This is a genomic window from Pseudomonas sp. DF11 (assembly GCF_058148565.1).
This window is the reverse complement of record NZ_JBYVYN010000005.1, coordinates 249,533-275,397: the sequence shown is the minus strand read 5'-3', so window position 1 is coordinate 275,397 and position 25,865 is coordinate 249,533. Positions and strand designations below refer to the sequence as shown.

The following is a 25,865-nucleotide window of genomic DNA, read 5'->3' as shown; positions in this document are numbered from 1 at the left end:
ATGACTCCAGGACGCTTCGATAAAAGATGCGCTCACTGTATTGATGCGCTTACCGGCGATAAACTGGCGCCTCGGAACATCACCTGGCCCCTGGAGGCAATAATGCCCCGTCGATTCGATTACCTGGCCGACGTGGAAGCCTTCGTCACGGTCGTGGAAAAAGGCACCCTCAGTGCCGGAGCGGTGGCGCTGGGGACCACGCCTTCGGTCCTGAGCCGCGCCATCTCCCGCCTCGAAGCCCGGCTCGGGGTGCAACTGCTACGACGCACGACCCGGCGGCTGAACCTGACCGATGCCGGTGCCTTGTACCTGGAACAGTCGCGCTCGGCCTTTGCCCTGATTGACGATGCCGAGCGGCGCATCCAGGGCCAGGACGGCGTCCTGTCCGGTCGCGTGCGCCTGAGCGTGCCGACCACCTACGGCCATTACCGCTTGCCATCGCTGCTGTCGCGCTTCGGCCAGGCTTTTCCACAGGTGCGGGTCGAGCTGAGCATTACCAACCGCAATGTCGATCTGGTGGCTGAGGGGTATGACTTGGCGATCCGTCTTGGGCCGCTGCCGGACAGCGGACTGGTCGGCCGCAAGCTCGAAGACGCCCGCCTTTGCCTGGTAGCCGCGCCGCAATACCTGGAACGCGCCGGAACGCCCCGGCACCTCGACGAACTGGCCACCCACGCCTGCCTGCCCTTCGTGATGCCCAGCAGCGGACGCATCGCACCCTGGCTGTTTCGCATAAACCATGAAGATCGGGAATGGCTGCCGGCGGGCAATGTCCAGGTGTCCGACGATGTGCTGGGTATCGTGTCCCTGGCCCAGGCCGGGATGGGGATCTGCCAGACCTATGATTTCATCGTCCGGGAACGAATCGAGCGAGGGGAGCTGGTGGCGTTGCTGGAGGACGTTGGCGGACGCAGCCGTCCGTTTTCAATCATTTACCCACCCCATCGACAATTGCCGGCGGCGGCGCGGGCGTTGATTGATTTTTTGATCGGGCAATAGCTGGTAACGCCGGCCGGTCCCTGTGCGAGCTTGCTCGCGATGGCGGCGTGTCAGCCGGCATCGATGTTGCTGATCCGCCGCCATCGCGAGCAAGCCCGCTCCCACATGGATTCCGATGTGACTGCAGGATTTGCATCCTCCCGCAGCCATCCTGTGGAAAGCTTCCTTGCTGCCACAGGTTCTACATTCAATGAACCGCAGCCGCCTGCTCTTCCATCTTCTTGCGCAGGCTCAACGGGCGCATGTCGGTCCAGACTTCTTCGATGTAGGCCAGGCAGTCTTTCTTGAATCCGCTTTTGCCGACGGTACGCCAGCCTTCGGGGACGGCCTTGTAGTCTGGCCAGATCGAATACTGTTCTTCGTGGTTGACCACGACCTGAAAGACGATGTCCTCGCGGTCGAATACTGAAGTCATGGGTGTTTCTCCATCGTTGCTCGAGGTTCGCTACGTCGTATGCGCAGCCGGGATATGAAAGGAACGTACGGGGCCAGGTGAAAATTAGGCATCGGCGACGGCAGCCTTCAAGGCGCGTCCGAAAATCTCGGCGACCCGGTCGATTTCCGCTGCCGTGATGATCAGTGGCGGCAGGAACCGCACCACGCCGCCCTGCCGACCGCCCAACTCCAGGATCAACCCACGCTTGAGGCATTCACGCTGCAGCCGGGGCGCCAGTCGTGCGTGCACCGGCGGATGACCCAGGGCATCCGGCTTACCCGCGGGGTCCACCAGTTCGACTCCGAGCATCAGCCCGCGACCGCGGATATCGCCCAACTGCGGGAAATCCCGCTGCAGGATGTGCAGGTGCTCGCTCAGGCGCTCGCCCATGGCGGCAGCGTGAGCCGGCAGGTTGTGCTCCAGCAGATAACGCATTACCGCAGAGCCAGCGGCCATGGCCATTTGATTGCCACGGAAGGTCCCGGCATGGGCGCCCGGCAGCCAGGTGTCGAGCCAGTCGCGATAAACCACCACCGCCAGCGGCAGGCTGCCGCCGATGGCCTTGGACAGCACGACCACGTCCGGGATGATCCCGGCATGCTCGAACGCAAACATTTTGCCGGTACGGCCAAAGCCGCTCTGGATTTCGTCGACGATCAACGCCACTCCCGCCTGCTCGGTGATCCGCCGCAAGCCACGCAGCCAATCCAGATCAGCCGGAATCACCCCGCCCTCGCCCTGCACCACCTCGACGATCACCGCCGCCGGCAATTGCACGCCAGCCTCGGGGTCATTCAGCAGGTTTTCCAGGTAATGCAGATTGGCCTTCACGCCCTCCATACCGCCCAGCCCGAACGGGCAGCGGTAATCGTAGGGGTATGGCATGAACTGCACGCCGCTGCTGAGCAAGGCGCCCAGGGGTTTCTTCGGCCCGAGGCTGCCCATCAGGCTCAATGCCCCCTGGCTCATGCCGTGATAACCGCCCTGGAACGACAGCACGGTGCTGCGCCCGGTGGCGGTGCGCACCAGCTTGAGCGCCGCTTCCACGGCATCGGTGCCGGTGGGGCCGCAGAACTGGATCTTCGCCTCGGCGGCCAATTCCGCCGGCAACAGGCCGAACAGGTCCTGGACGAAACGGTCCTTGACCGGCGTGGTCAGGTCCAGGGTATGCAAGGGCAGCTCGTCGGCCAGCACCTGCTGGATCGCCTCGATCACCACCGGGTGGTTATGCCCCAGCGCCAGTGTGCCGGCACCGGCCAGGCAATCGATGAAGGTGCGGCCCTCGACGTCCTCGACATACAACCCCTTGGCGCGCTTGAGGGCCAGGGGAATGCGCCGTGGATAACTGCGGGCATTGGACTCCTGTCGACTCTGGCGAGCCAGCAGCGGCGACTCATTGAACTGGTAGAGCGTCTCGGCCGGCGCCGGGCTGACCCGGGCCGGCTGTGCTTCGATAAGGCTGTTGGCGACTGACATCTCTCGACCCCGCAATAGTGACCCAAACGACACACCGGGCAGGTGCGCATCCGGTCGGGGCGCACGTGCAGGTTTCCTGTTGTGGAAACGCATCAGCCGCGAAGGGATTTACTCTCGGCCAGAACTTTCGCCGTCGGCGCGATCAATGGCTTGTGCATCGCAATGGCCTTGACCCCGCCGATGGCGAAGGCGTCCGAGCTCTGCTCGAACCCCAGGCGTCGATAGAAGGCATGGCTGGTACGCGTGCTGTTGAGGCGCACCCGGGATACCCCACGCCCGCGCAGCCACGCCTCGATGTCCCGCACCAGCGCCTCACCGACACCACGGCGAAAAGATTCCGGCTGCACGTAGCAGAAGGCGATCCGGCCGCTGACCGAAGCCATGGCGACACCCACCGGCCGTCCCTGCAAGCGCGCCACGGTCAGGCGCAACCGTGGGTCGGCCAGCCAGGGGGGGATATGAGCGAAGGTGTTGTTGCGTACCCAGGCAGCCACGATGCCGGGGTCGTTACGGTGTTCGGCGGCACACCCGACCCGGATGGAGCGCTCGGCGATCCGGCAGATGATGCCGGCATCACTGGGCGTGGCCGTGCAGATTTCGATGAAGGTATCCATGGCGCGGTTTTCCTCAGTCCTTGAGTCGAGCTGAAAAAAACATAGACCCGGATCAGGTGGGCGCGCCAATGGCAGGTCGTTACAACAGATGTACGCAAGTGCACTGCCCTCAGGATTTGCCTGAACCTGTGGCGAGGGGATTTATCCCCGCTGGGCTGCACAGCAGCCCCAAAAGCTGCGAACCCGCTGTGTCAGATTAATTGAGGTGTCCTCTCGAGGAGGCTGCTTCGCAGACCAACGGGGATAAATCCCCTCGCCACAATGCATCCATCTAGCCGGGCATTATCTGCACCGGCATCGTCAGCTCGACCCGCAACCCATCCGGGCGACTATCGAAATGCAGGCCGCAGCCGCAACGCTGGACGATGGCCTGGACGATCGCCAACCCCAGACCGCAGCCGGTGCTCTGGCCGTTGCGCCAGAAGCGTTGGGTCAGGTGCTGGATGTCGTCGGCGGCGATGCCGGGGCCATGATCTCTGACCTGAAAGCGCACGCGCTGGCCGATCATCTCCAGGCTCAATTCCACGTCGGTATCGACCGGGGTATGACGCAAGGCGTTATCCAGCAGGTTGCGCAAGGCGGCGATGGACAGCACCGCCGGCATCTGTACCGGCGCGTCGGACAACCCCGGGGAAAGGTGCAGCTTGATTCGCCGGGAATCACTGCTGGCCGCGTCCTGGATCGCCAACCGCGCGACCTGTTCGGCGTTGCAGTGCACACCATCGTCGAACGACAGGCTGCCTTCGACCCGGGCCAGCAGCAACAATTGTTCGAGCGTGCGGTGCAAGCGGTCGGCGCCCTCCTCGGCCCGGGCCAGGGATTGGTCGCGGGCGACACCCTCGGTCATGCGCGCCACTTGCAGGTGGGTCTTGATGGCGGTCAGCGGACTGCGCAGTTCATGGGCCGCATCGCCGGTCAGCCGGCGCTCGCGCTCGATGGTCTTGCCGATGCGCTGGAACAATTGGTTCTGGGTTTCCAACAACGGTCGCAATTCACTGGGCAGCGGATGGATCTGCAAGGGTTCCAGTGAATCGGCATTGCGCCGCATCAACGCATCGCGCATGCGATTGAGCGGCGCCAGGCCCTGGCCAATGCCCAGCCAAAGCAAGCACAGGCAACCGAGCAACGCCACGCCCACCGGCACTGAGGCGGCCAGCAGTATGGACATGTTCAAGGCTTCGCGTTCGATCTGGCGGTCGGCGGTGGTGATACGCAGATCGCCCCGGGCCAGGGTGAAGCTGCGCCAGGGCGCGCCGTCGATCATCTGGTCGTGAAAGCCCATCTTCTCGGCTTCCAGGGCCTGTTCCGGGGTGCCATGGCTGCGGGCCAGAATCTCCCCGCGCAAGGAGCTGACCTGGCAGGCCATGCCGCCGGGAATGCTCAATTGCTCGGAGCTCAAATGCGTGCCGTCGCCCTTGCTGGGCAACGGCGGCATCTGCTCCAGCAACCCGGCGACCATCCGCGCCGAGGCCACCAGGCGTTGATCGAGGGAAAACATCATCTGGTTGCGCAGGTCGCTGAGCATCCACGCCGCAGCCAGCGCCCAGATCAAGGCAAAGGCCGCGCCGAGGGTCAGGCTCAGGCGCAGTCGCAGGCTCATCACTTGGAGGACTCTCCACCGTCGGCCGGCCCCAGGCGATAGCCCAGGCCGCGCACGGTCTCGACAATCCCGTTACCCAACTTGCGCCGCAGGTGATGGATATGGACATTGAGGGCGTTGCTTTCCAGTTCGTCGTTGAACCCGTAGACACTGTCCTTGAGTTGCTCGGTGGACAGGACCCGGCCACGACTGTGCAGCAGTGCCTGCAACAGCGATTGCTCGCGCCGGGACAGATCCACCGGTTGGCCGTCCAGGGTGGTTTCCCGGCTGCTGGGGTCGTAGGTCAGGCGACCGTGCTCGATCAGGTTGACGCTGCGCCCCGCCACGCGCCGCAGCAACGTGTGCAGGCGCGCCGCCAGTTCGCGCAGGTCGAAAGGCTTGAGCAGATAGTCGTCGGCGCCGGCCTGCAAGCCGTCGACCCGGTCGGTCACCGAGTCCCGGGCGGTGAGGATCAGCACCGGTGTCTCCAGCCCCTGCTGGCGCAGTTGCCTGAGCAGCTTGAGACCATCCTCGTCGGGCAGGCCCAGGTCCAGCACCATGACATCAAACTCCGCCACGCCGACCATCGCCCGCGCCGCCGATGCGGTGGCGACGTGTTCGACAGTCAGGCCCTGCGCCGTAAGGCCGGCAACGATCCCGCTGGCAATCAACTCATCGTCTTCGCAAACCAGTACGCGCATGGGTAAGCCCCGTGGAAAAAGGTACATTAGGCCGCCGGCCGATTAAGCCGACATTATGCGACGAGTACGGCAAACATGGGCGATCATCGCTACCTGCCGGTCGTCGTCGGGTTAATCGACGGTTAATCGCCAGCCGCCATTGTGTTTTCCACTTGCTTCGTTCTAAGGCTTTATCCATGCGTCGATTGTTTTTGCTGTGGCTGTTCCTGATCTCGGGCCTGGCCCAGGCCGCCAATCCCTTCGAAACCAAACCGGACTTCCTGCCGGTGGAAAAGGCATTCGTGTTTACCTCCGAACGCCTGGATTCCGGTGAAACCCAGCTGTTCTGGCAAATCGCCGATGGATACTACCTGTATCAGCAGCGGCTCAAGTTCGATGGCCTGGCCGAAACCCAGAAACCGAAATTGCCGGAGGGCGAGGCCCACAGCGACGAGTTTTTCGGCGACCAGCAAGTCTACCGCCAGGCACTGGAGCTGAAGATACCCGCCGGTGTCACGGGCAAGATCAAGGTTGGCTTCCAGGGCTGCGCCGACGCGGGCCTGTGCTATCCCCCCCAAACCCAGGTGGTAGACCTGGGTGGCAGCGCACCTGTGGCAGCCACTGGCGAGGCGCCGGACCAGGCCCTGGCCAGCGGCCTGCAACAACGGGCGTTAGGCTGGAGCCTGCTGGTGTTCTTCGGCCTGGGCCTGCTGCTGGCGTTCACGCCCTGTTCGCTGCCAATGCTGCCGATCCTGGCCGGGCTGGTGGTAGGCAGCGGCGCCGGGCCCCGGCGCGGCCTGGCCTTGGCCGGCAGCTACGTGATCAGCATGGCCCTGGTGTATGCCGCCATGGGCGTGCTCGCCGCGCTGCTGGGGGCCAACCTTCAGGCGCTGCTGCAACAACCGTGGCTGCTGGGCAGCTTCGCGGCTGTATTCGTGGTGCTGGCGTTGCCCATGTTCGGCTTTTTCGAATTGCAATTGCCGGCGGCCTTGCGTGACCGCCTGGAAAACGCCGGACGCCAGCGGCGCGGCGGCAGCCTGGTGGGCGCTGGCATTCTCGGAGCGCTGTCGGGCCTGTTGGTGGGCCCGTGCATGACCGCTCCGCTGGCCGGCGCGCTGCTGTATATCGCCCAGAGCGGCAATGCACTGCACGGCGGGCTGATCCTGTTCACCATGGGCATCGGCATGGGCCTGCCGCTGTTGCTGCTGGTGACCGTGGGCAACCGCTTCCTGCCCAAGCCCGGCGCCTGGATGAACCTGCTCAAGGGCGTGTTCGGCTTCCTGTTCCTGGGTACGGCGCTGCTGATGATTCGCCCGATTCTTGACGGCTCGCTGTGGGTCGGCCTGTGGGGCGTGCTGTTGCTGATCGCCGCCTACAGCGCCTGGCGCCAGACCGAAGGGTTCGGTCGCATCGCCTACGTCTGCGGCAGTGCTTCGCTGCTGTTCGGCCTGTGGGGCAGCCTGCTGGTGATTGGCGCAGCGGGTGGTGGCGATGATTTTTTCCAACCCCTGAAGGTGTATGCCGGCACCAAGGGCAGTGCGACCGTCAGCGCCCATGACGCGTTCGTCACGGTCAGCGAGCCCGCCGCCCTGCAACGGGAACTGGACGCCGCCAAGGCCCAGGGCCAATGGGTACTGCTGGACTACTACGCCGACTGGTGCGTGTCTTGCAAGATCATGGAAAAACAGGTATTCGGCCGCGCCGAGGTGCTGGACGCCCTGAAAGGCGTGCGCCTGGTGCGCCTGGACGTCACCGCCGACAGCCCCGCCAGCCGCGAGCTGCTGGGCCGTTACCAGGTGCCGGGGCCGCCGAGCCTGCTGTGGATCGGTGTCGACGGTGCAGAGCGCCGCAGCCAGCGGATCACCGGGGAAGTCGACGCCAAGGTGTTCCTGGAGCGCTGGAACCTCACCCGGGACGACCGCTGATGCTCACGTTCACCTTGGGCACCTTTGCCATCGCCCTTAACCACCTGTTGCTGATCAGCGCCCTGGCGCTGGCGACCTTCGTGGGCTGGCGGGTGGCCAAACGTGGTGGCGAAAACCCCGAGTCGGTGCTGTTCGTGCTGTTTTTGCTGGGCCTGCTGGCGGCGCGGATCGGTTTCGTCGCCGCCTATTGGCAACATTACCGGGACGATCCGTGGCAGATCGTCGACCTGCGCGACGGCGGCTTCCTGGCCTGGCCGGGCATCGTGGCGCTGCTGATTGGCGCCTTGTCGTGGGCCCGGCACCGCCCTGCCCTGCGCCGGCCGTTGGGTTTTGGCGTCGGCAGCGGTTTGCTGTTCTGGCTGGTGGCGACCCTGTCGTTGACGATTTATGAACAAGGCACCCGACTGCCGGACATCAACCTGCGCACCGCCGACGGCGAGACCGTGAAGCTCACCGATTATCAGGGTGGCCCCTTGGTGATCAATCTCTGGGCCACCTGGTGCCCGCCTTGCCGGCGTGAAATGCCGGTGCTGGAAGAAGCCCAGCAACAGCGCCCGGACCTGACGTTCCTGTTCGTCAATCAGGCCGAAAGCATGCAAAGCGTCAGCACCTATCTCGCCACCCAGGGCTTGAGCCTGACCAATGTGCTGTTCGATGGCAGTGGCCGCCTCGGCCAGGCCGTCGGTTCCATGGCCCTGCCGACTACCCTGTTCTACAGCGCCGATGGCCGCCTGCTGGGCAGCCACCTGGGTGAATTGTCGGAAGCGAGCCTGGCTCGTGCCCTGGAAAACTTCGAAACGCCGGACTCGTCCGCGACGCCCCACTCCGCCACAAGGAAACCGCCATGCCCCGCCTCCGCCACCTGCTGACCCTGGCCGTTGCCGCCACCCTGTCGCAGGCCCCGTTGCTCCAGGCCGAAGAGTTGCCTGCGGCCATCAAGAAGATCGAAGCCAAGGGCGCGAAAATCGTCGGCACCTTCGAGGCGCCGGACGGGTTGCGCGGTTACGCGGCGCAATACCAGAACCGAGGCATGGCGCTGTACCTGACCCCGGATGGGCAGCACGTCCTGTTGGGCAACCTGTACGACGCCGACGGCAAGGACCTGAGCGCCGAGCCGCTGCAAAAACTGGTCTATGCACCGATGGCCAAGCAAATCTGGGCGAAGATGGAAGCGAGTAACTGGATCGCCGACGGCAACAAGGACGCACCGCGCACGGTGTACCTGTTCAGCGACCCGAACTGCCCGTACTGCAACATGTTCTGGGAACAGGCACGGCCCTGGGTCAAGGCCGGCAAGGTGCAGTTGCGGCACATCATGGTGGGCATCATCCGCGAAGACAGCCCAGGCAAATCCGCCGCCTTGCTGGCGGCCCAGGACCCGGAAAAAACCCTGGCCGAGCATGAAAAAGCCGGCAAGGGCAGCCCGCTCAAACCACTCAAGAACATACCGCCCGCCATCCAGGCGAAACTGGACGCCAACCAACAGTTGATGGACGAGCTGGAACTGTCCGCCACCCCGGCGATTTTCTATCTGGATGAAAAAGGCGACCTGCAACAGCAGCAAGGCGCGCCGTCGCCGGACAAACTGGTGAAGATTCTCGGGCCGAAATAAAGCCCTGGACCAACACCTGTAGCGAGGGGATTTCACCGCTGGGCTGCGAAGCAGCCCCGAAACAAACCTGACACCTCGGTAAACCTGATAAACCAAGTCGCCAGCATTGGGGCCGCTTCGCGCCCCAGCGGGGCGGTGAGACGTTTCGCTAAATCCCCTCGCCACAACTTCAGTGCTTGCGCGTCAGGAACTCCAGCAATGCCTCGGTCACGAACTCCGGGTTCTCCAGGTTGGAGATATGCCCCGCCTCCGGGATCGATATATGAGGGCAACCGATCAGCTCGGCCATTTCCAGGGACTCGGACGGTGGCCGCGGTTTGTCCTGGTCGCCGAACATCACCGTTGTGCGCTTGGCATCCAGTTCATGCAGGCGCGACAGAATGTCGTCCCGACCGAAAATAATCCGGCCCAATGGTACGACGCTGTCGCGCAGACGGTCGGCTGGCAGTGCGGCCAATGCGGTGCGCAACTGCTGGTAGAGCGCCGACTGCGGGTCGATACCCGGCCGGAAGAAGATCGGCACGACGATGTCCAGCAACGGCTCGGGAATGCTGCCACTGGCTTCGATCTTGTCGAACAGTGAAAAATAATAAAGGCGGGTCGGCTCTGGCTCGACGCCGACGTAGGTGTCCATCAATACCAGCGACTGCACGCGCTCAGGCGCGGCCAACGCCAGCCGCGCGCCCCACATCCCGCCCACCGACAGCCCGACCAGGTTGAAGCAGTCGATATCCAGGTGGTCCATCAACGTCAATGCCTGGCGGGCCAGGTCGTCCAGGGAAGTCATGCCCTCAGGCAACTGCCCGGACTGGCCGTGCCCCCATAGATCCGGGGCAATGACCCGATAATGCCGGGACAACACCTCGATCTGCGGCGCCCACATGGTGTGGTCCCACAGATAGCTGCTGCCCAGCAACACCACCGAGCCCTGGCCTTGGTCCAGGTAGTGAAGCGGTTGTCCGTCAATCATTGAAAAAGGCATCGATGACCTCCTTGTTTTGAATATGAAAAAACCTGGGCAGACTGACCCGGTGCACGGCCAGCCGTCAACCGCCGGATCCATACCGCAACTTACCTGTAAGGTCTGACAGTAGATTTGCTCAACGACTGGCGATAGCTTGAAATCCCAACAGTCGACGGATGGAGAGCCACCATGACAAAAACCGAGCTTGAAGCATTCGCCCGGGAGCAGGCCGATCTCCTGAGGCCGAAACTCAACACAAAAGCTTCCGGACAAAGAGCCAAGGGAAAACTTCAGTTCTACGAGGCGCTGCTGGCCGCTTATGACAACACTCAAACGCCGGAACAATTTGGTTTACTGGATGCGGTAAACGACACCTTTCAAAAAATCGGCGCATTTGAGTCTGGCGTTACCTTCATCAATAAGCCGGAAGCATGTTGCTCAACTCACTGACGCCTTCGCGAGCAAGCTCGCTCCCACAGATTTGCGTCGATCACAGATCCAGTGTGGAGGCGAGCCTGCTCACGATGAGGCCTCTATAAGAGGCCGCAGAACTACAATCCTTCCAATTGCGCCATCAAATCATTCAACCGATCCACCTTCTCCTCAGTGATCTCACTGGCCGCCAACCCATCGATGTACTCGGCCAGCTCCTGCACCGTGCTGCATTCGAACATCGCTCGCAGCGGCACGTTGCGTTGCAGGGCCTTTTGCACCCGCGAGGCGATTTGCGTCGCCAACAGGGAATGGCCGCCCAGCTCGAAGAAGTTATCCCGCACCCCCACGCGCTCGACTTTCAGCACCTGGGCCCAGATGTCCGCCAGGGTCTGTTCCAACTCATTGCCGGGAGCCTGGTAGTCCTGGCTTTGCAACTGGCCGATCTCCAGGGCCGGCAAGGCCTTGCGGTCGAGTTTGCCGTTGGCGTTGAGGGGTAGGCGATCGAGCCACAGCCAGTGCAACGGCACCATGTATTCCGGCAGTTCGGCCCGCAGGCGCTGCTTGATACGCTCCAGGCGTTCGGCGGGTTTCAGCGCCGAATCGGTGGCAACGAGATAACCCACCAGATGCTTGCCATTGGCGCCCTCCTGCACGCCCACCGCCCCATCGCGTACTTCCGGCTGTTCATGCAACCGCGCTTCGATTTCCCCCAGTTCGATGCGGTAGCCGCGAATTTTCACCTGATGGTCGATACGCCCGACGTACTCCAAGACTCCGTCGCGGCGCCGCCGCGCCAGGTCGCCGGTGCGGTACAAACGCTCCCCCGGCGCGCCGAAAGGATTGGGCACGAACACCGGGGCGGTGCGCAACGGATCGCTGACATAACCGCGCCCTACCCCGGTGCCGGCCACGCACAACTCACCCACCGCGCCCAACGGCACCAGGTCCAGCGCGCCATCGAGCAGATACAGGCGATTGTTGTCGGTGGGCGTGCCAATCGGCAGGTAAGTGCCACGGGTCGATGCCAGGTCGACCCGGAAAAACGCTACGTCATCGGAGCATTCCGCCGGACCGTAGGCGTTCACCAGGCCGATGTCCGGATAACGCAACAGCCACTGATGGGCCAGCTCCGGCGGCATCGCTTCGCCGGTGGGCAGCAGCCAGCGCAGGCCATCCAGGCCGATGCGCTCCTGGGCGAGCATGCCCTGGATCAGCGATGGCACGCTTTCCAGCACGGTAATGCCTTGCTGCTGCACATGCTCCAGCAGCCCTTGCGGGTCGTGGGCGATGACGTTGGGCACAATGTCGACCCGGGCGCCGAACAACGGCGCGGCCAGGAACTGCCACACCGAGATATCGAAGCTCTGGGACGCCGTCTGGGCAATCACATCCATCTCGCTCAGCGCCAGGTATGGCACTTTGCTGAGCTGGTTGTTGAGCATCCCCCGCTGTTCCACCATCACGCCTTTGGGCAGGCCGGTGGAGCCGGAGGTGTAGATCACGTAGGCGAGGTTGTCCGGCCCGCCGTAGACGCCGGGATTTTCCTGCGACACAGCGCTGGCCTGGATGGCTTCCCACACCAGCAACTTCGGCCGCCCGGCACAGGCGAACGCGTCCAGCAAGTCCTGCGCCTGGGCCTGGCAGGCCTGGGTGCAAACCAACAGCGGCGTGCGGCTCAGTTCGATGATGCGGCTCAGGCGCTGGCTCGGCAGCCCCGGATCCAGCGGCAGGTAACCGGCACCAGCCTTGAAACTGCCGATGATCATGCCCAGCAGGTCTGCATCTCGTTCGGCCAGCAGCGCCACCGGCTGATCCAGGCCTACGCCGGCAGCGATCAGGGCGTGGCCGAGGCGGTTGCTGCGGGTATTCAACTCGGCGTAGCTGTAGCTCGTATCCAGGCAACTGACGGCGATGCGTTGCGGATGGGCCGCCACCCGGGCCTCGAACAGCTCGACGTAACTCTGCTCCAATGGATAGGCATGCTCGCTCTGGTTGCAGCCTTCGATCAGGAAATCCTGTTCTTCGGCACCGATCAGCGGCAGCTCGGCCATGTCACCGTGGAAACCTTCCATCAGCGCCAGTAGCAAGCGCTTGAACTCGCCGAGCAAGCCCTGGACGGTGGCCTCATCGAAGTAACGCTGGTCATACGAAAGGTGCAACCCCAGGTCATCCCCCGGATAGCAGACCGCCGTCAACGGGAAGTTGGTGTGGGTGCGGCCCGAGTCGGAGGTGGCGTTGAGGCTTTGGGCGCGGTCCAGCACCGAGACTTCCACCGGGGCGTTCTCGAACACGAACAGGCTGTCGAACAACGGCTGGCCCTTGGGCAGTTCGCTGACCTCCTGGATGCTTACCAACGGCAGGTATTCGTACTCGCGCAGTTGCATGTTGCTGTCGAGCAAGGTGCTGAGCCACTGGCGCACACTGCAACGCAGATCGTCCTCCGGCATCTGCACCCGCAAGGCAATGCTGTTGATGAACAGCCCCACGGTGCGTTGCATCTGCGGCAACTCCACCGGACGCCCGGCGACGGTGACGCCGAACAGCACGTCGCGCTCACCGCTGACTCGCCGTAGCACCAAGGCCCACGCCGCCTGGGCGAAAGTGTTGACCGTCAGTTGATGGGCCTGGGCCAGTTCCCGCAGCCGCGCGCCATCCCGGGCATCGAGGCGGGTGTAGCAGTCGCCGACGATCATGCCGCCGCTGTCACCGGCGTGCTCGCGCAGGAATGGCCGGTCGCTGGGGATCGGCGTGGTCCGCTCGAAGCCTTGCAGGTTGCGCTGCCACCACTGCCGGGCTTCGGCCAGGCTCTGGTGTTGCAGCCAACCGATGTAGTCGCGATAACGCGGCGGCACGGCCAACTGTGGTTCGCGGTTCTCACCCAGGGCGGTGTAAATCTCGAAGAAGTCGTCCATCAGCAGCGAACGGCACCAGGCATCGATCAGGATGTGGTGGTTGCTCATCATGAACCAGTAGCGCGCCGCGCCGACCCGGATCAGCCGCAGGTGGAACGGTGCCTGGTTCAACAGATCGAAACCGGCCTCGCGCTCGTCCTTGAGCAAGGCTTGCAGCTTGGCTTCTTGCTGGTCTTCGGGCACCTCGCACCAGTCGAGGTAATCCACCGGCGTACGGCCGGGCTTGTGGATGATTTGCAGCATGTCTTCGCCGACGTTCCAGCAGAACGATGCGCGCAAGGCTTCGTGACGGGCGATCACTGCCTGCCAGGCCTGGGCAAAACGCTGCGGGTCCAGTTCGCTGTTGATGCGGTAGCGGTCCTGCATGTAGTACAGGCCGGTGCCCGGCTCCAGCAAAGTGTGCAGGAGCATGCCTTCCTGCATCGGTGTCAGCGGGTAGACATCTTCGATTTGCCCGGCCGGTACGGGCAGGCTGTCGAGCTGGCCCTGGGTCAGCTTCGCCAGGGGGAAGTCCGATGGCGTCAGCCCGCCTGCCTCGTCCGTCAGGCAGTGTTCGATCAGGCGTTGCAGCTCGTCGAGGTAGGCTTCGGCCAACGTGGCAATGGCTTGTCGATCATGGCGCTCGGCACTGAAGGTCCAGCGCAGCACCAGCTCGCCACCGCTGACCTGGCTGTCGACGCTCAGTTCATTGGGCAGTGGCGCGTCGGGGTCGTGGATCGCACCCAACGGCGCATCCAGCGGCTGGAACAGCGCAGCTTGACCCAGGGTGTGGTCGAGTTGGCCCAGGTAGTTGAAGGTAATCGCCGCTTGCGGCAGGCCAGCCATCGCTTCACGAGTCGCCGCGTCCGCCAGGTAGCGCAGCACGCCATGGCCGAGGCCCTTGTGGGGCACCGCGCGCAGTTGTTCCTTGATGGCCTTGATCGAGTCACTCAAGCCTTCGGCCGCTGGACTCAGGCGCACGGGATAGACGCTGGTGAACCAGCCCACGGTGCGGGTCAGGTCGATGTCGTCGAACAGCGCTTCACGGCCATGGCCTTCGAGCTGGACCAGGACCGATGCATCGCCGTTCCCACGGCACAGGACCCGGGCCAACGCGGTAAGCAGCAGGTCGTTGACCTGGGTACGGTAGGCGCTCGGCGCCTGTTGCAGCAGTTGCCGGGTACGCTCGGCATCCAGGCGCACGCTGACGGTTTGCCCGTGACGCTCCTGGAGCCCGCCGTCGGGATTCGCGCACGGCAGCGTCACCTGCGGGCCTTTCAACTGAGCCTGCCACCAACCCAGCTCCTCACGCAGGGATTCGCTGCCGGCGTAAGCCTGCAAGCGCGCGGCCCAGTCCCGCAGTGAGCTGGTCTTGGCCGGTAGTTGCGCCTCCTGCCCAGCGGTGAGCTGACGATAAACGGTTTGCAGATCGTCCATCAGCACCCGCCATGACACACCGTCCACCACCAGGTGATGGATGACGATCAGCAACCGCTGCTGACCATCAGGGAGCTGCGCCAGCACTGCACGCAGCAATGGCCCGGTCAATAGATTGAAACGGCTTTGCGTCTCGGCAAACAACGCTTCACAAGCCTGCACGGTGTCTACGGACACGTGCTGCAACAGCGCAGCGTCAGACAATGGCTGGTGCTCGGCACGCCAGTGCCCGGCGGCTTCGCTGAAACCCAGGCGCAAGGCATCGTGGTGCTGGAAGACCGTGCGCAAAGCCTGTTCCAGCGGTTGCGGCGCCAAGGCCGTGGTCGGCTCCAGCACCAGCGCCTGGTTCCAGTGATGCCGGTTGGGGACCTGGCGCTCGAAGAACCAGTGCTGGATCGGCGTCAAGCCCGACTCACCCTGCAACAGGCCCTGCTCGGCGTGCACTTGCTGGCTGCGCGTGGCAACAGCGGCCAGGGTCTGTACGGTCTGGTGCTGGAACAAGTCCCGGGGCGTGAAATGAAGGCCTTGCTGCCGGGCGCGGCTGACCACCTGGATAGACAGGATCGAATCGCCGCCCAGCTCGAAGAAGTTATCGTTGAGGCCCACCTGCCCCACGTTCAGCACCTCGCACCAGATCGTCGCCAGGGCCTGTTCCAGGGCATTGCTCGGCGCCACGTAGTGTTGGCGATTGAGTCCGGGATCGGGCATCGGCAAGGCGCGGCGGTCAAGCTTGCCGTTGGCGGTCAGCAGCATGCTCGCCAGCAGGATCAGGTGCGTGGGCACCATGTAGTCCGGCAACTGGGCCTTGAGGTGGTTTTTCAGTGCTTCGCGCAGGGCCGCTTGTTGATCGGTGTCCTGTTCGGCGACGTCGGTCACCAGGTAACCAGCCAATTGCTTACCCCCCGGTGCATCGAGGGCCAGCACCACGGCTTCGCGCACGGCGTCGTGTTCCAGCAGGCGGCTTTCGATTTCCCCCAGCTCGATGCGGAAACCACGGATTTTCACCTGATGGTCGATGCGTCCGAGGTATTCCACCAGGCCGTCGGCACGCTGGCGCACCAGGTCGCCGGTACGATAGAGCCGTCCGCCAGCGACGCCGAACGGGTCGGCGACGAAACGCTCGGCGGTCATATCCGGACGCTGGTGATAACCCTGGGCCAATCCCGCGCCGCCGATGTACAGCTCACCCGTGGCACCTTGCGGCACCAGCGCCAGGTCGGCATCGAGGATGTACGCCACCCGGGCGCCGATCACGCTGCCAATCGGCACACTGGCCGCGCCCTCCTCCAGCTGCTCCGGGGCCAGGCTCGCCAACGGCATGACCACGGTTTCGGTCGGGCCATAGGCGTTGAAGAACAGGCTCGGGCTGAACGCGGCGCGAATGCGTTGCAGATGTTCGCCAGTCAGGGCTTCGCCGCCGGTGATGCACATGCGCACCGGCAGGGTTTGCCCTTGGGTCGCCAACCATTGCGCCAACTGGCTGCCGTAGCTGGGGGTGAAACCGAGAATGTTGACACGATGCCGGCGAATCAGCCCGCAGATTTCCTCAGCGTCCCATTGGCCTTGGGCCCGCAGCACCACCTGGGCACCACTGAGCAACGGCACCAGCAGGCGCTCGGTGGCGGCGTCGAAGTTGATGGAATAGAAATGCAGCTCGCAATCGTCGGGACGCATGCCGAAGCGCTGGATCACAGCCTGGCAATGCATGGCGATTTCACCGTGGGACACCACCACGCCCTTGGGCTTGCCGGTGGAACCAGAGGTGTAAATCAGGTACGCCTGGTGCTGCGGCAGGTTGATCAATGGCAACGGGTGATCCGGGTATTGTGCCAGGGCCGCCGAATCGTCTTCCAGGCACCAGCAACCCACACCTTCAGGCAACGCACCGAGGGCCTGGAACATCGCCCGGTCACTGAGCAGCAAGCCTACGCCGCTGTCCTCGATCATGTAGCTCAGGCGGTCCAACGGATATTCCGGGTCCAGCGGCACGTAGGCACCGCCGGCCTTGAGGATCGCCAGCAGGCCGATGACCATTTCCAGCGAGCGCTCCAGGGCCAGGCCGACCCGCACCTGCGGCCCGACACCTCGCTCACGCAGCATCCAGGCCAGGCGATTGGCGCGGCTGTTCAGTTGCCCATACGTCAGGGTCTGCCCAGCGAACGTCAGGGCCGGCGCGTCGGGTCGAGCATTGGCCTGTTCGTCGAACAGTGGGTGAATGCATTGGTCCAGGCGATGCTCACCGGGTTCGACACCCAGGCTATCGAGCATCCGTTGCTGTTCGCCAGCGTCCAGCAATGGCAGCTCGCTCAGCCGTCGGCTCGGATCGACCAGCAAGGCTTCCAACAGATTGCGCCAGTGCCCGGCCATGCGTGCGATGCGCGGTTCGTCGAACAGGTCGGTGCTGTAGGTCAGGCAGCAACCCAGGCGCTGGTCGAGGTCGGTGACTTCCAGGTTGAGGTCGAACTTCGTCGCGCGGGCGTCGTTGACCAGGTATTCAACCGTCATGCCGGCCAGCGTGCGGCTCTGCTGGAACTCCCAGCGCTGCACGTTGCACATCACTTGGAACAGCGGGTTATAGGCGGCGCTGCGTGGCGGTTGCAGGGCTTCCACCAGATGATCGAAGGGCAAATCCTGGTGGGACTGGCCTTCGATGACGGTGTGGCGCACTTGTTCGAACAGTTCGCCCACCGACATCTGCCCGTCGAGCTGGCAACGCAACACCTGGGTGTTGAGGAACGCCCCGATCAGCCCTTCGCTTTCCGGGCGGATGCGGTTGGCCACCGGCGCGCCGATGCGCAGGTCGGTCTGGCCGCTGTAGCGATAGAGCAGCACGGCCAGGGCGGCGGTCATGGTCATGAACAGGGTCAGGCCCTGTTGCGCATTGAAGGCGCGGACCCGCGCGGCCAGGTCATCGCTGAGGTCGAAACGCAACAGTTCGCCGCGATGGCTTTGCACCGGCGGACGCGGGCGGTCGCCGGGCAGCTCCAGCAGCGGATGTTCGCGACCCAGTTGCGCGGTCCAGTAGTCCAGTTGCCGTTGACGCTCACCGGACTCCAGCCACTGGCGCTGCCAGACGCTGTAGTCCAGGTACTGCACCGGCAAGGGTTCCAGCGGCGATTCGCGGTCGTCGATAAAGGCTTCGTACAGCGCGCTCAATTCACGGGCGAAAATGTCCATCGCCCAGCCTTCGGTGACGATGTGGTGCAACGTCAGCACAAAGTAATGCTCATGCTCGGCGGTCTTGACCAGGCAGGCTCGCAGCAGCGGCCCGGTTTCCAGGTCGAAGGGCTTATGAGCCTCGCTATCGGCCAATTGCTGGACCCGCTGTTCGCGGATGTCAGCAGCCAGCATCGAGAAATCCTTCCAGTCCATGCGCAGGCCTGTCTCGCTGTGCACCTGCTGGCGGGCCACGCCATCGACGCTCGGGAACGTGGTGCGCAGGGTTTCGTGGCGCAGGATCAACGCCTGCAACGCGGCCTCGAAACGCCCGACATCCAGCACCCCACGCAGGCGCGCCATGCCGCCAACGTTGTAGGCCGGGCTATCCGGCTCCATCTGCCAGAGGAACCACATGCGCTGCTGGGAATACGACAGCGGCACCGGTTGGCTGCGGTCGACCTTCTCGATGGGCGGCTGGCGGTTGGTCTGGCCACTGGCCTGGATCAAGCGCACCTGTTCGACGAACGCCCCCAGTTCACTGGCCTCGAACAGCGCCCGCAACGGCAGCTCGACATCACAGGCCTGGCGGGTTCGGGAAATGATCTGGGTCGCCAGCAGCGAATGGCCGCCGAGGGCAAAGAAATCGTCCCGCAGGCCGATACGCTCCAGCCCCAGCACGTCGCGCCAGATGCCGGCGATTTGCTGCTCCAGGGCGTTGGTCGGCTCGACGTGTTCGCGCACCTGCCACCGCGGCTCGGGCAAGGCGCGACGGTCGAGCTTGCCGCTCGGGCTCAAGGGCATGGCGTCCAGGCGCAGCAGTTGGGCGGGTACCATGTAGTCCGGCAGTTCGGCGGCCAGGGCGGTCTTGAGCCGGCTGTTCAACTCGTCCTGGTCTTGAGCGACCTCCGGGGCAGTGTAGTAACCGATCAACTGCGGACCGGCCGAGGTGTCGCACACCAGCACCGCCACCTGGGCGATGCCGGCCTGGGCCAGCAGGCGCGCCTCGATTTCCTGCGGTTCGACCCGGAAGCCGCGTAGCTTGACCTGCTGGTCGAGGCGGCCGAGGTATTCGATCACCCCATGGGCATTCCAGCGAGCCCGGTCACCGGTCCGGTACACCCGTGCACCGGCCAACCCCAATGGGTCGGCGACGAAACGCTCGGCACTCAGGCCCGGACGACCGAGGTAACCCCGGGCCAGGCCCAGGCCGCCGATGCACAGTTCCCCCGGCACACCGACGGGCACGGGATTGAGCTCACTGTCGAGTACCCGGCACAGCACGTTGCCCAGCGGACGACCGATCGGCGAGCGCTCGCCATCGGCTTCGGTGCAATGCCAATGGGTGACGTTGATCGCGGTTTCGGTCGGGCCGTAGCGGTTGTGCAACTGCACCGATGGCAGTTGCGCCAACACCCGGTTGCGCAACTCGGCCGGCAAGGCTTCGCCGCCAGAGAAGACCCGGCGCAGGCTGGTGCAGCGGGCGCTCAGCGGCTCATCGACAAACAGGTTGAGCAACGGCGGCACGAAGTGCAGCGTGGTCACGCCAAATTGCTGGACCAACTGGGCGATGCGGTGCGGGTCGCGGTGTTCACCCGGGCCGGCCAGCACCAATTGGCTGCCGGTGATCAGCGGCCAGAAGCATTCCCACACCGACACGTCGAAGCTGATCGGTGCCTTTTGCATCAGTACGTCGGTTTCATCCAGCGCGTAAGTGGCCTGCATCCATTGCAGGCGCTCGGCCAGGGCCGCGTGGGTGTTGCCGACGCCTTTGGGTTGGCCGGTGGAACCGGAGGTGTAGATCACGTAGGCCAGGTGATCGCCGTGCAGATGCAGGCCCGGCGGATTGCTCGGCCATTGCTCCAGATGCAAGGCATCCATGGCGATGACACTGACGCCTTCGCAGGCCGGCAAGCGTTCGAGCAACGCGGTTTGCGTCAGCAGCAGATCGACACCGCTATCGGCCAGCATGTAGGCCAGGCGCTCGGCCGGATAGTCGGCATCCAACGGTACGTAGGCACCACCGGCCTTGATGATCGCCAGCACACCGATGAGCAACTGCGGCGAGCGCTCGGCGGCAATCGCCACGCACACGTCCGGGCCAACGCCCTTGTCCCGCAGGTAATGAGCCAGGCGATTGGCCTGGGCGTGCAGCTCGGCATATTCGAGTTGACCACCGTCCCAACGCAGGGCGATCCGTTGCGGCGTGCAGCGGACCTGCTCGTTCAACAGCTCCGGTAGCCATTGGCTGGCCGGCGCACAGGGGGCCGCGCTCCACTGCCGCTGTTGGCTGTGTTCATCGGCGGTCAATAACGGCAGGTCGCCGATGGCTTGCTGCGGATCCGCGCAGACTGCCCGCAACAGGTTGCAGTAATGCACCGCCAGCCGCTCGATGGTCGTCGCCTCGAACAATTCATCGGCGTAATCGAACGACAGCGTCAACCGGCCGTTGCGATCTTCTTCGCTGTGCAGTTGCAGATCGAACTTGGCTTCGCGGCTGTGCCACGACAACTCCTCGGCCAGCAACCCCGGCAGACGCCGCAACGCACCCAGGTCACGTTGCTGGTGGTTGAACATCACCTGGAACAGACCTTGCTCGCGCGCCTCGGGAAACGCTTCGAGCAGTTGTTCGAACGGCAGGTCCTGGTGGCCCTGGGCACCGAGCGTGGCTTCCCGGGCCTGGGCCAGCAGCGCAGCGAACGGCTGACGTGAATCGACCTGCCCGCGCAGGACCTGGGTGTTGATGAAGAAACCGATCAACCCCTGGGTCTCCAGGCGCGGACGGTTGGCGTTGGGCACACCGATGCGAATATCGGATTGCCCGGTGTAACGCTGCAACAGCGCCTGGAAGGCTGCCAGCAACAGCATGAATAGGGTTGCGTCACGGGCTAGTGCCACTTGGCGCAGGGCATCACTGAGACTTTTATCCAGACGCAGGCTATGGCGTGCGGCGCTACGCTGGTGTTGCGCGCTACGGGGATGATCCGTACTCAGCGCCAGGGCCGGATGTTCGTCGCCCAGTTGTTGCTTCCAATACGTCAGTTGGCGCTCGGCCTCCCCTTGGGCCAGCCACTGGCGCTGCCAACTGCCGTAGTCGGCGTATTGCAACGGCAACGGCGCCAGCCCGGCGACCTGGCCTTGGGACGCAGCGGCGTACAACCGGGAGAACTCTTCGATCAACACATTCATCGACCAGCCGTCGGCGATGATGTGGTGCAACGTCACCAGCAACTGATGGTCATCCTCGTCGAGGCGCAACAGGCTGACCCGCAGCAGCGGCCCCTTCTCCAGATCGAACGGCATGGTCGCTTCGTCTTCTCGTATCTGCCGCGCCCGGGCTTCGCGCGAGTCGGCAGGCAGGTCACCGAGGTCGATTACGTGCAGCTTGAATTCGCCTGCCGGATCGACCTGTTGCAAAGCCACGCCGTCACGTTCCAGAAAGCGCGTGCGCAGGGACTCATGGCGCTCGATCAGTCGCTGGAAACTGGCGCGCAGCGCGTCTTCGTCCAGCTCGCCGCGCAGGTGCAAGGCCCCGGGAATGTTGTAGGCGCGGCTCGCCGGATCAAGCTGCCAGGTAATCCACAGACGGTTCTGCGCCAGGGATTGCGGCAGTGGCGCATGGCGCGGCAATGAGCTGATCGCGCCCTGGGCCTGGCCACCGTCCTGTTGCTGGCTCGCCACTGCTGCCGTGAACGCGGCCAGGGTCGGAGCTTCGAACAGCAGGCGCAAATTGAGCGTCAGCCCCAAGGTTTCGCTCAGGCATGCGATCACCTGAGTGGCAGCGATGGAGTTACCGCCCAGCAGGAAGAAATGGTCATCAGCCTGGACTCGCTCGATCTGCAATTGCTCACGCCAGACTTGGCCGATAAGGGTTTGCAATTCAGAGGACGGCGCAGGTTCATCGGCCACATCCACGTCGGCTGACGGAAACTGTGCATAGCTGTCCAAGCTGCCGTCGGCCAGTCGGGTGCGGCAGGCCGAGCGTTGCAGCTTGCCGCTGGAGGTCTTGGGCAACGCGCCGGGATTGAGCAGCGCCACCACGCTCGGGGCTTGCTGGCAGGTCTCGGCCACGGCCTGGCGAATGGCTTTGATCAAGGCTGCCGGTGGCAGGATTTTCTGCACGCTACGGCTGATTTCCGCAGCGATGCCGATGCCTTCCTCACCGTTGTCGTTGACCGCGAACGCGGCCACTCGCCCCTTGCGCACCACCTCCACTTCGCGCTCGATGGTTTGCTCGATGTCTTGGGGATAAAGGTTATGCCCTCGCACGATCAGCAGGTCTTTCAGGCGACCGGTGATGAACAGCTCGCCGTCGCGCAGGAAGCCCAGGTCGCCGGTGCGCAGCCAGGTCCGACCGTCGTGCTGGACAAAGGTCTTGGCACTGGCTTCGGGGTTGCGCCAATAGCCCAGGGCAATGCTCGGGCCGGCGGCCCAGACTTCACCGACCTGATTGTCGGCCAGCGGCTGCAACGTGGCCGGCTCGACGATCAGCACCGCGTGCCCGGGCTGGCTGACACCACAACTCATCACCGCACTGCCCTGCCCCGGCTCGGCACGGTTTTGCGCCAAGGCCGCGTCATCCACCCGCAGCGAAGGAATGCCCTGGCAACGTGGCGTGCCGGCGACGAACAAGGTCGCTTCGGCCAGGCCGTAGGAGGCCATGAAATTGTCCGGCGTGAAGCCGCATGGGGCGAACTTCTCGGCAAAACGCTCCAGTGTGTCGAGGCGGATCGGCTCGGAGCCGGAATAGGCCACGCGCCAGCCGCTCAGGTCCAGACGCTGGAGGGCCGAGTCACTGACTCGTTCGCTGCACAATCGATAGGCGAAGTCCGGGCCGCCGCTGATGGTGCCACCGTATTCGCTGATCGCTTCGAGCCAGCGCAGGGGCCGGGCCAGGAAGTAGGCCGGCGACATCAATATGCACGGAACGCCGCTGAACACTGGCTGCAACAAGCCGCCGATCAAGCCCATGTCGTGATACAGCGGCAGCCAACTGACGATGACGTCCTCGGGATTCAGGTCGATGCCGAAGCCGTGGCGGATCAGCAATTCGTTGGCTACCAGGTTGCCGTGGCTGACCTGCACCCCCTTGGGCAATGCGGTGGAGCCGGAGGTGTATTGCAAAAAGGCAATGTCATCGTCCCGCAGCACCGGCATCCGCCATTGACCGGCGCGGGCCGGGTCGAGGGTATCGACGCATAACACTGGTGGCGCCGCTTCGATGGCTTGCAACGGCTCGTGCAGATCGCTGCTGGTGAGCAACAGGCGCGGTTCGGCGTCTTGGATGATCGACAGCAAACGCTCCTGATGATGGCGACGGGCGGACTCCGGCGGATAAGCCGGCACGGCAATCACCCCGGCATAGAGGCAGCCGAAGAACGCCGCGACGTAATCCGGGCCGCTGGGGAACAGCAGCACGGCGCGATCGCCCAGCGCCGCTTCGGCCTGCAAGGCGGCGGCGATGGTTCGGGCACGCAGGTCCAGGTCGCGATAACTCAACACCACACCCTGCCCTGGGGTGTCGGCTAGGAAGCGCAAGGCCACCCGGTCCGGCGTCAACGCGGCGCGGCGCTGGAGGGCATGAGCCAGGGTGTGGGGGAGTTCGAACGCGTCGGTCATGGGGGTTTCCTGCCTGAATTCGGCTTGCAAGTTGTCACCCATGGGAACGGATAGCCCCGGCAAATAATTAGTCGGGGCGCCCTCTCACCGAAGCCTGCGGCGAAGCATCCGAGCGCCATGCGCCGCGGCAATGGGTCGCGGTGCCGAGGCTGGACCTTATTACATCAATAATTCTTCTTCTCAATTGACAATCATTATCATTAAGCCTAATTTGGCCGTCGATGTGTAGGACGGGTCCGGCATCCGGCCGTCCTGCTAACTTTTTGCAGCAAGGTGAATTCCATGACGGAACAAGTATCCACAAGCAGGTGCGACTCACCGTTACTCCAGGCATTCGTCGATAATCGAATGATCCTGGTCAAGATCGCGGCACGCATCACCGGCTGTCGATCCCGCGCGGAAGATGTAGTGCAGGACGCGTTTTTCCGGCTGCAATCGGCGCCCCAGATCACCTCCTCGTTCAAGGCACAGCTCAGCTACCTGTTCCAGATCGTGCGCAACCTGGCGATCGACCACTACCGCAAACAGGCGCTGGAACAGAAATACTCGGGGCCGGAAGAGGAAGGGTTGAACGTGGTGATCCAGGGTGCTTCGCCAGAAACCTCCCACATCAACTTCTCCACCCTGGAGCACATCGCCGACGCGCTGACCGAACTGCCCAGCCGCACCCGCTATGCCTTCGAGATGTACCGCCTGCACGGCGTGCCACAGAAGGACATCGCCAAGGAACTGGGCGTCTCGCCGACCCTGGTGAACTTCATGATCCGCGATGCCCTGGTGCATTGCCGCAAGGTGTCGGGGGTTCGGGGGGATACCTTCGCCCGCCGGTAATATTGCAGTGTTTTTTCGGGCCTCATCGCGAGCAGGCTCGCTCCCACAATGGATCTGGGTGCTCACAAAGTCTGTGTTCACCGCAAATCCCTGTGGGAGCGAGCCCGCTCGCGATGGGGCCCCAAGGGTCTACAGCCTCACATCAACCCACACCGATCAAAGAACCGCTCACGCCCCAGGATCATCAGCGCCGCGCGCTTGTGAGGGAAATCGAATTCCTTTTCGCAATGGAAGCACTGGTTGTGCAGGTGCCCGATCATCCGGGCATTGTCGGCCCGGGGCTCGGCCACCACGCGCTGGGTGCGCGGGTCGTCCAAGAACAGGTAATGCACCAGCGCCGACAGCCAACTCGCCACCTTGTGCGGCCCCCGGTGTTGCTCTTCGCCCACCAGCATGTGGATGCCACGGTCGTAGTTCCCGGCGTCATAGAACGGCGCGATGCGGTCTTCCTTGGCCCAATAGGCTTCAAAGTAAGCGAACGGCTGCTCGTCGAAGCAACCGATCAGGGTCAAGACCCGGGGATCGGCCTGCAATTTGCCCAGGTACTCGCGATGCTGTTCCAGGCTGCCCTCCTCCTGCCAGAAGCTCGCCACCCGGGGGCTGTTCTGCCAGCGATTGAAGCGCTCCAGGTCCTGCTCGATTTCCAAGGTACGCAAGGACACCCAGCCCCCCAGCCGCGCATCGAAACGCCGGTACACCTCGCCACGCGGCTTCATGGGCCGGCGTGGGTGGCGCTTGCCGTCAGTGATGATCATCTGTTGCGGATAACTGCCGTTGAACGACTCCCCCAGCCAGGGCTGCGGCAGTTGCCAGAACATCGTGCGCTCGCAAATGTATTCGCCGGCACGCTCGGTGTCCGTCAACAAGCCGCTGAGCAAGGCTTCGCCGGGGCGCTCGTCGAGGTGCCAGGTCAGGCGCTGGCAGTCGGGATCGCGAGCAAACAGCCAATAGCAGGCCGCCCACAGCGCTGGGCCTACCGGGCGGTCATGGATTTCCTGCAAGTGCACATGCAACTGCGGGCCACGCACAAGGCGCAGCCGGATCAGCGACGCGCCTTCGAGCATCAGGCTCAGGTGGCGTTCGGTTTCATCGGCGCCGAGACGACGACCGCCAGGCAAGGGCAGCGTCGTCGGCTGATTGAGGTTGGACATGGGAGGGGCTCGCGTATTCGTCGGTAGTCAACGTGGGACGTGAGCCGGGAAGGGAAATTT

The 25,865-nt window shown here is 64.0% G+C and carries 14 protein-coding genes; 6 read left to right on the top strand and 8 right to left on the bottom strand.

Translation table 11 applies throughout. The features are described from left to right. Nucleotides 1–102: 102 nt before the first annotated feature. Nucleotides 103–999, top strand: a complete 897-nt coding sequence (locus tag AC30D9_RS17300) for a LysR family transcriptional regulator (RefSeq protein ID WP_134923424.1) — start codon at nucleotides 103–105, stop codon at nucleotides 997–999. Nucleotides 1,000–1,186: 187 nt separating this feature from the next. Here the strand turns inward: AC30D9_RS17300 and AC30D9_RS17295 are convergent, their stop codons facing one another. From AC30D9_RS17295 to AC30D9_RS17275, 5 genes are all read right to left on the bottom strand, one after another. Continuing rightward, nucleotides 1,187–1,414 carry an MbtH family protein gene (locus AC30D9_RS17295; protein WP_134923423.1) on the bottom strand — a complete coding sequence of 76 codons (228 nt, stop codon included), beginning with the start codon at nucleotides 1,412–1,414 and terminating at the stop codon, nucleotides 1,187–1,189. Nucleotides 1,415–1,498: 84 nt separating this feature from the next. Next, nucleotides 1,499–2,911 carry an aspartate aminotransferase family protein gene (locus tag AC30D9_RS17290; RefSeq protein WP_490144448.1) on the bottom strand — a complete coding sequence of 471 codons (1,413 nt, stop codon included), beginning with the start codon at nucleotides 2,909–2,911 and terminating at the stop codon, nucleotides 1,499–1,501. A gap of 92 nt (nucleotides 2,912–3,003) precedes the next feature. Next, a complete protein-coding gene (locus AC30D9_RS17285; protein WP_490144447.1) occupies nucleotides 3,004–3,525 on the bottom strand; it encodes a GNAT family N-acetyltransferase in 522 nt (173 codons plus the stop codon). A gap of 271 nt (nucleotides 3,526–3,796) precedes the next feature. Further along, nucleotides 3,797–5,128, bottom strand: a complete 1,332-nt coding sequence (locus AC30D9_RS17280) for an ATP-binding protein (RefSeq protein WP_490144446.1) — start codon at nucleotides 5,126–5,128, stop codon at nucleotides 3,797–3,799. Then, nucleotides 5,125–5,805: a response regulator gene (locus AC30D9_RS17275; RefSeq protein WP_092166779.1), complete on the bottom strand. Its 681-nt coding sequence runs from the start codon at nucleotides 5,803–5,805 to the stop codon at nucleotides 5,125–5,127. Before AC30D9_RS17275 ends, AC30D9_RS17280 begins: the two co-directional genes overlap by 4 nt. Nucleotides 5,806–5,981: 176 nt before the next feature. On the opposite strand from AC30D9_RS17275, the gene dsbD reads away from it, so the two are divergent. Genes dsbD through dsbG form a run of 3 tightly spaced genes read left to right on the top strand, consistent with a single transcriptional unit; the run spans nucleotide 5,982 to nucleotide 9,321 of the window. Then, nucleotides 5,982–7,709 carry a protein-disulfide reductase DsbD gene (gene dsbD, locus AC30D9_RS17270; protein WP_490144445.1) on the top strand — a complete coding sequence of 576 codons (1,728 nt, stop codon included), beginning with the start codon at nucleotides 5,982–5,984 and terminating at the stop codon, nucleotides 7,707–7,709. Then, entirely contained in the window at nucleotides 7,709–8,578 is an 870-nt protein-coding gene (locus AC30D9_RS17265; protein ID WP_134923418.1) for a TlpA disulfide reductase family protein, read from the top strand. Before dsbD ends, AC30D9_RS17265 begins: the two co-directional genes overlap by 1 nt. Further along, nucleotides 8,554–9,321, top strand: a complete 768-nt coding sequence (dsbG, locus tag AC30D9_RS17260) for a thiol:disulfide interchange protein DsbG (protein ID WP_490144444.1) — start codon at nucleotides 8,554–8,556, stop codon at nucleotides 9,319–9,321. The genes AC30D9_RS17265 and dsbG overlap by 25 nt, the downstream gene beginning before the upstream one ends. A gap of 169 nt (nucleotides 9,322–9,490) precedes the next feature. Here dsbG and AC30D9_RS17255 read toward each other — a convergent pair whose 3' ends face one another. Beyond that, complete coding sequence (locus AC30D9_RS17255) at nucleotides 9,491–10,303, bottom strand: alpha/beta fold hydrolase (RefSeq protein WP_490144443.1); 813 nt, start codon at nucleotides 10,301–10,303, stop codon at nucleotides 9,491–9,493. 171 nt (nucleotides 10,304–10,474) lie between these two features. Here AC30D9_RS17255 and AC30D9_RS17250 point away from each other — a divergent pair, with 171 nt between their 5' ends. Beyond that, nucleotides 10,475–10,735 (top strand): hypothetical protein, encoded by a 261-nt coding sequence (locus AC30D9_RS17250; protein WP_134923415.1) that lies wholly within the window; start codon nucleotides 10,475–10,477, stop codon nucleotides 10,733–10,735. Between the two features lie 101 nt (nucleotides 10,736–10,836). Here the strand turns inward: AC30D9_RS17250 and AC30D9_RS17245 are convergent, their stop codons facing one another. Beyond that, nucleotides 10,837–23,823, bottom strand: coding sequence for a non-ribosomal peptide synthetase (locus AC30D9_RS17245; protein ID WP_490144442.1), 12,987 nt, complete (start codon nucleotides 23,821–23,823; stop codon nucleotides 10,837–10,839). 282 nt (nucleotides 23,824–24,105) lie between these two features. On the opposite strand from AC30D9_RS17245, the gene AC30D9_RS17240 reads away from it, so the two are divergent. Continuing rightward, nucleotides 24,106–24,654 carry an RNA polymerase factor sigma-70 gene (locus tag AC30D9_RS17240; RefSeq protein ID WP_025212663.1) on the top strand — a complete coding sequence of 183 codons (549 nt, stop codon included), beginning with the start codon at nucleotides 24,106–24,108 and terminating at the stop codon, nucleotides 24,652–24,654. Nucleotides 24,655–24,791: 137 nt separating this feature from the next. Here AC30D9_RS17240 and AC30D9_RS17235 read toward each other — a convergent pair whose 3' ends face one another. Beyond that, complete coding sequence (locus tag AC30D9_RS17235; protein ID WP_490144441.1) at nucleotides 24,792–25,805, bottom strand: GNAT family N-acetyltransferase; 1,014 nt, start codon at nucleotides 25,803–25,805, stop codon at nucleotides 24,792–24,794. Between the last annotated feature and the right edge of the window lie 60 nt (nucleotides 25,806–25,865).

Coding starts and splice junctions, on each gene's coding strand:
- AC30D9_RS17285 (WP_490144447.1), bottom strand. CDS start 3,525: ATGGATACCTTCATCGAAATCTGCACGGCCACGCCCAGTGATGCCGGC.
- AC30D9_RS17240 (WP_025212663.1), top strand. CDS start 24,106: ATGACGGAACAAGTATCCACAAGCAGGTGCGACTCACCGTTACTCCAG.
- dsbD (WP_490144445.1), top strand. CDS start 5,982: ATGCGTCGATTGTTTTTGCTGTGGCTGTTCCTGATCTCGGGCCTGGCC.
- AC30D9_RS17250 (WP_134923415.1), top strand. CDS start 10,475: ATGACAAAAACCGAGCTTGAAGCATTCGCCCGGGAGCAGGCCGATCTC.
- AC30D9_RS17235 (WP_490144441.1), bottom strand. CDS start 25,805: ATGTCCAACCTCAATCAGCCGACGACGCTGCCCTTGCCTGGCGGTCGT.
- AC30D9_RS17300 (WP_134923424.1), top strand. CDS start 103: ATGCCCCGTCGATTCGATTACCTGGCCGACGTGGAAGCCTTCGTCACG.
- AC30D9_RS17295 (WP_134923423.1), bottom strand. CDS start 1,414: ATGACTTCAGTATTCGACCGCGAGGACATCGTCTTTCAGGTCGTGGTC.
- AC30D9_RS17245 (WP_490144442.1), bottom strand. CDS start 23,823: ATGACCGACGCGTTCGAACTCCCCCACACCCTGGCTCATGCCCTCCAG.
- AC30D9_RS17255 (WP_490144443.1), bottom strand. CDS start 10,303: ATGCCTTTTTCAATGATTGACGGACAACCGCTTCACTACCTGGACCAA.
- dsbG (WP_490144444.1), top strand. CDS start 8,554: ATGCCCCGCCTCCGCCACCTGCTGACCCTGGCCGTTGCCGCCACCCTG.
- AC30D9_RS17290 (WP_490144448.1), bottom strand. CDS start 2,911: ATGTCAGTCGCCAACAGCCTTATCGAAGCACAGCCGGCCCGGGTCAGC.
- AC30D9_RS17265 (WP_134923418.1), top strand. CDS start 7,709: ATGCTCACGTTCACCTTGGGCACCTTTGCCATCGCCCTTAACCACCTG.
- AC30D9_RS17275 (WP_092166779.1), bottom strand. CDS start 5,805: ATGCGCGTACTGGTTTGCGAAGACGATGAGTTGATTGCCAGCGGGATC.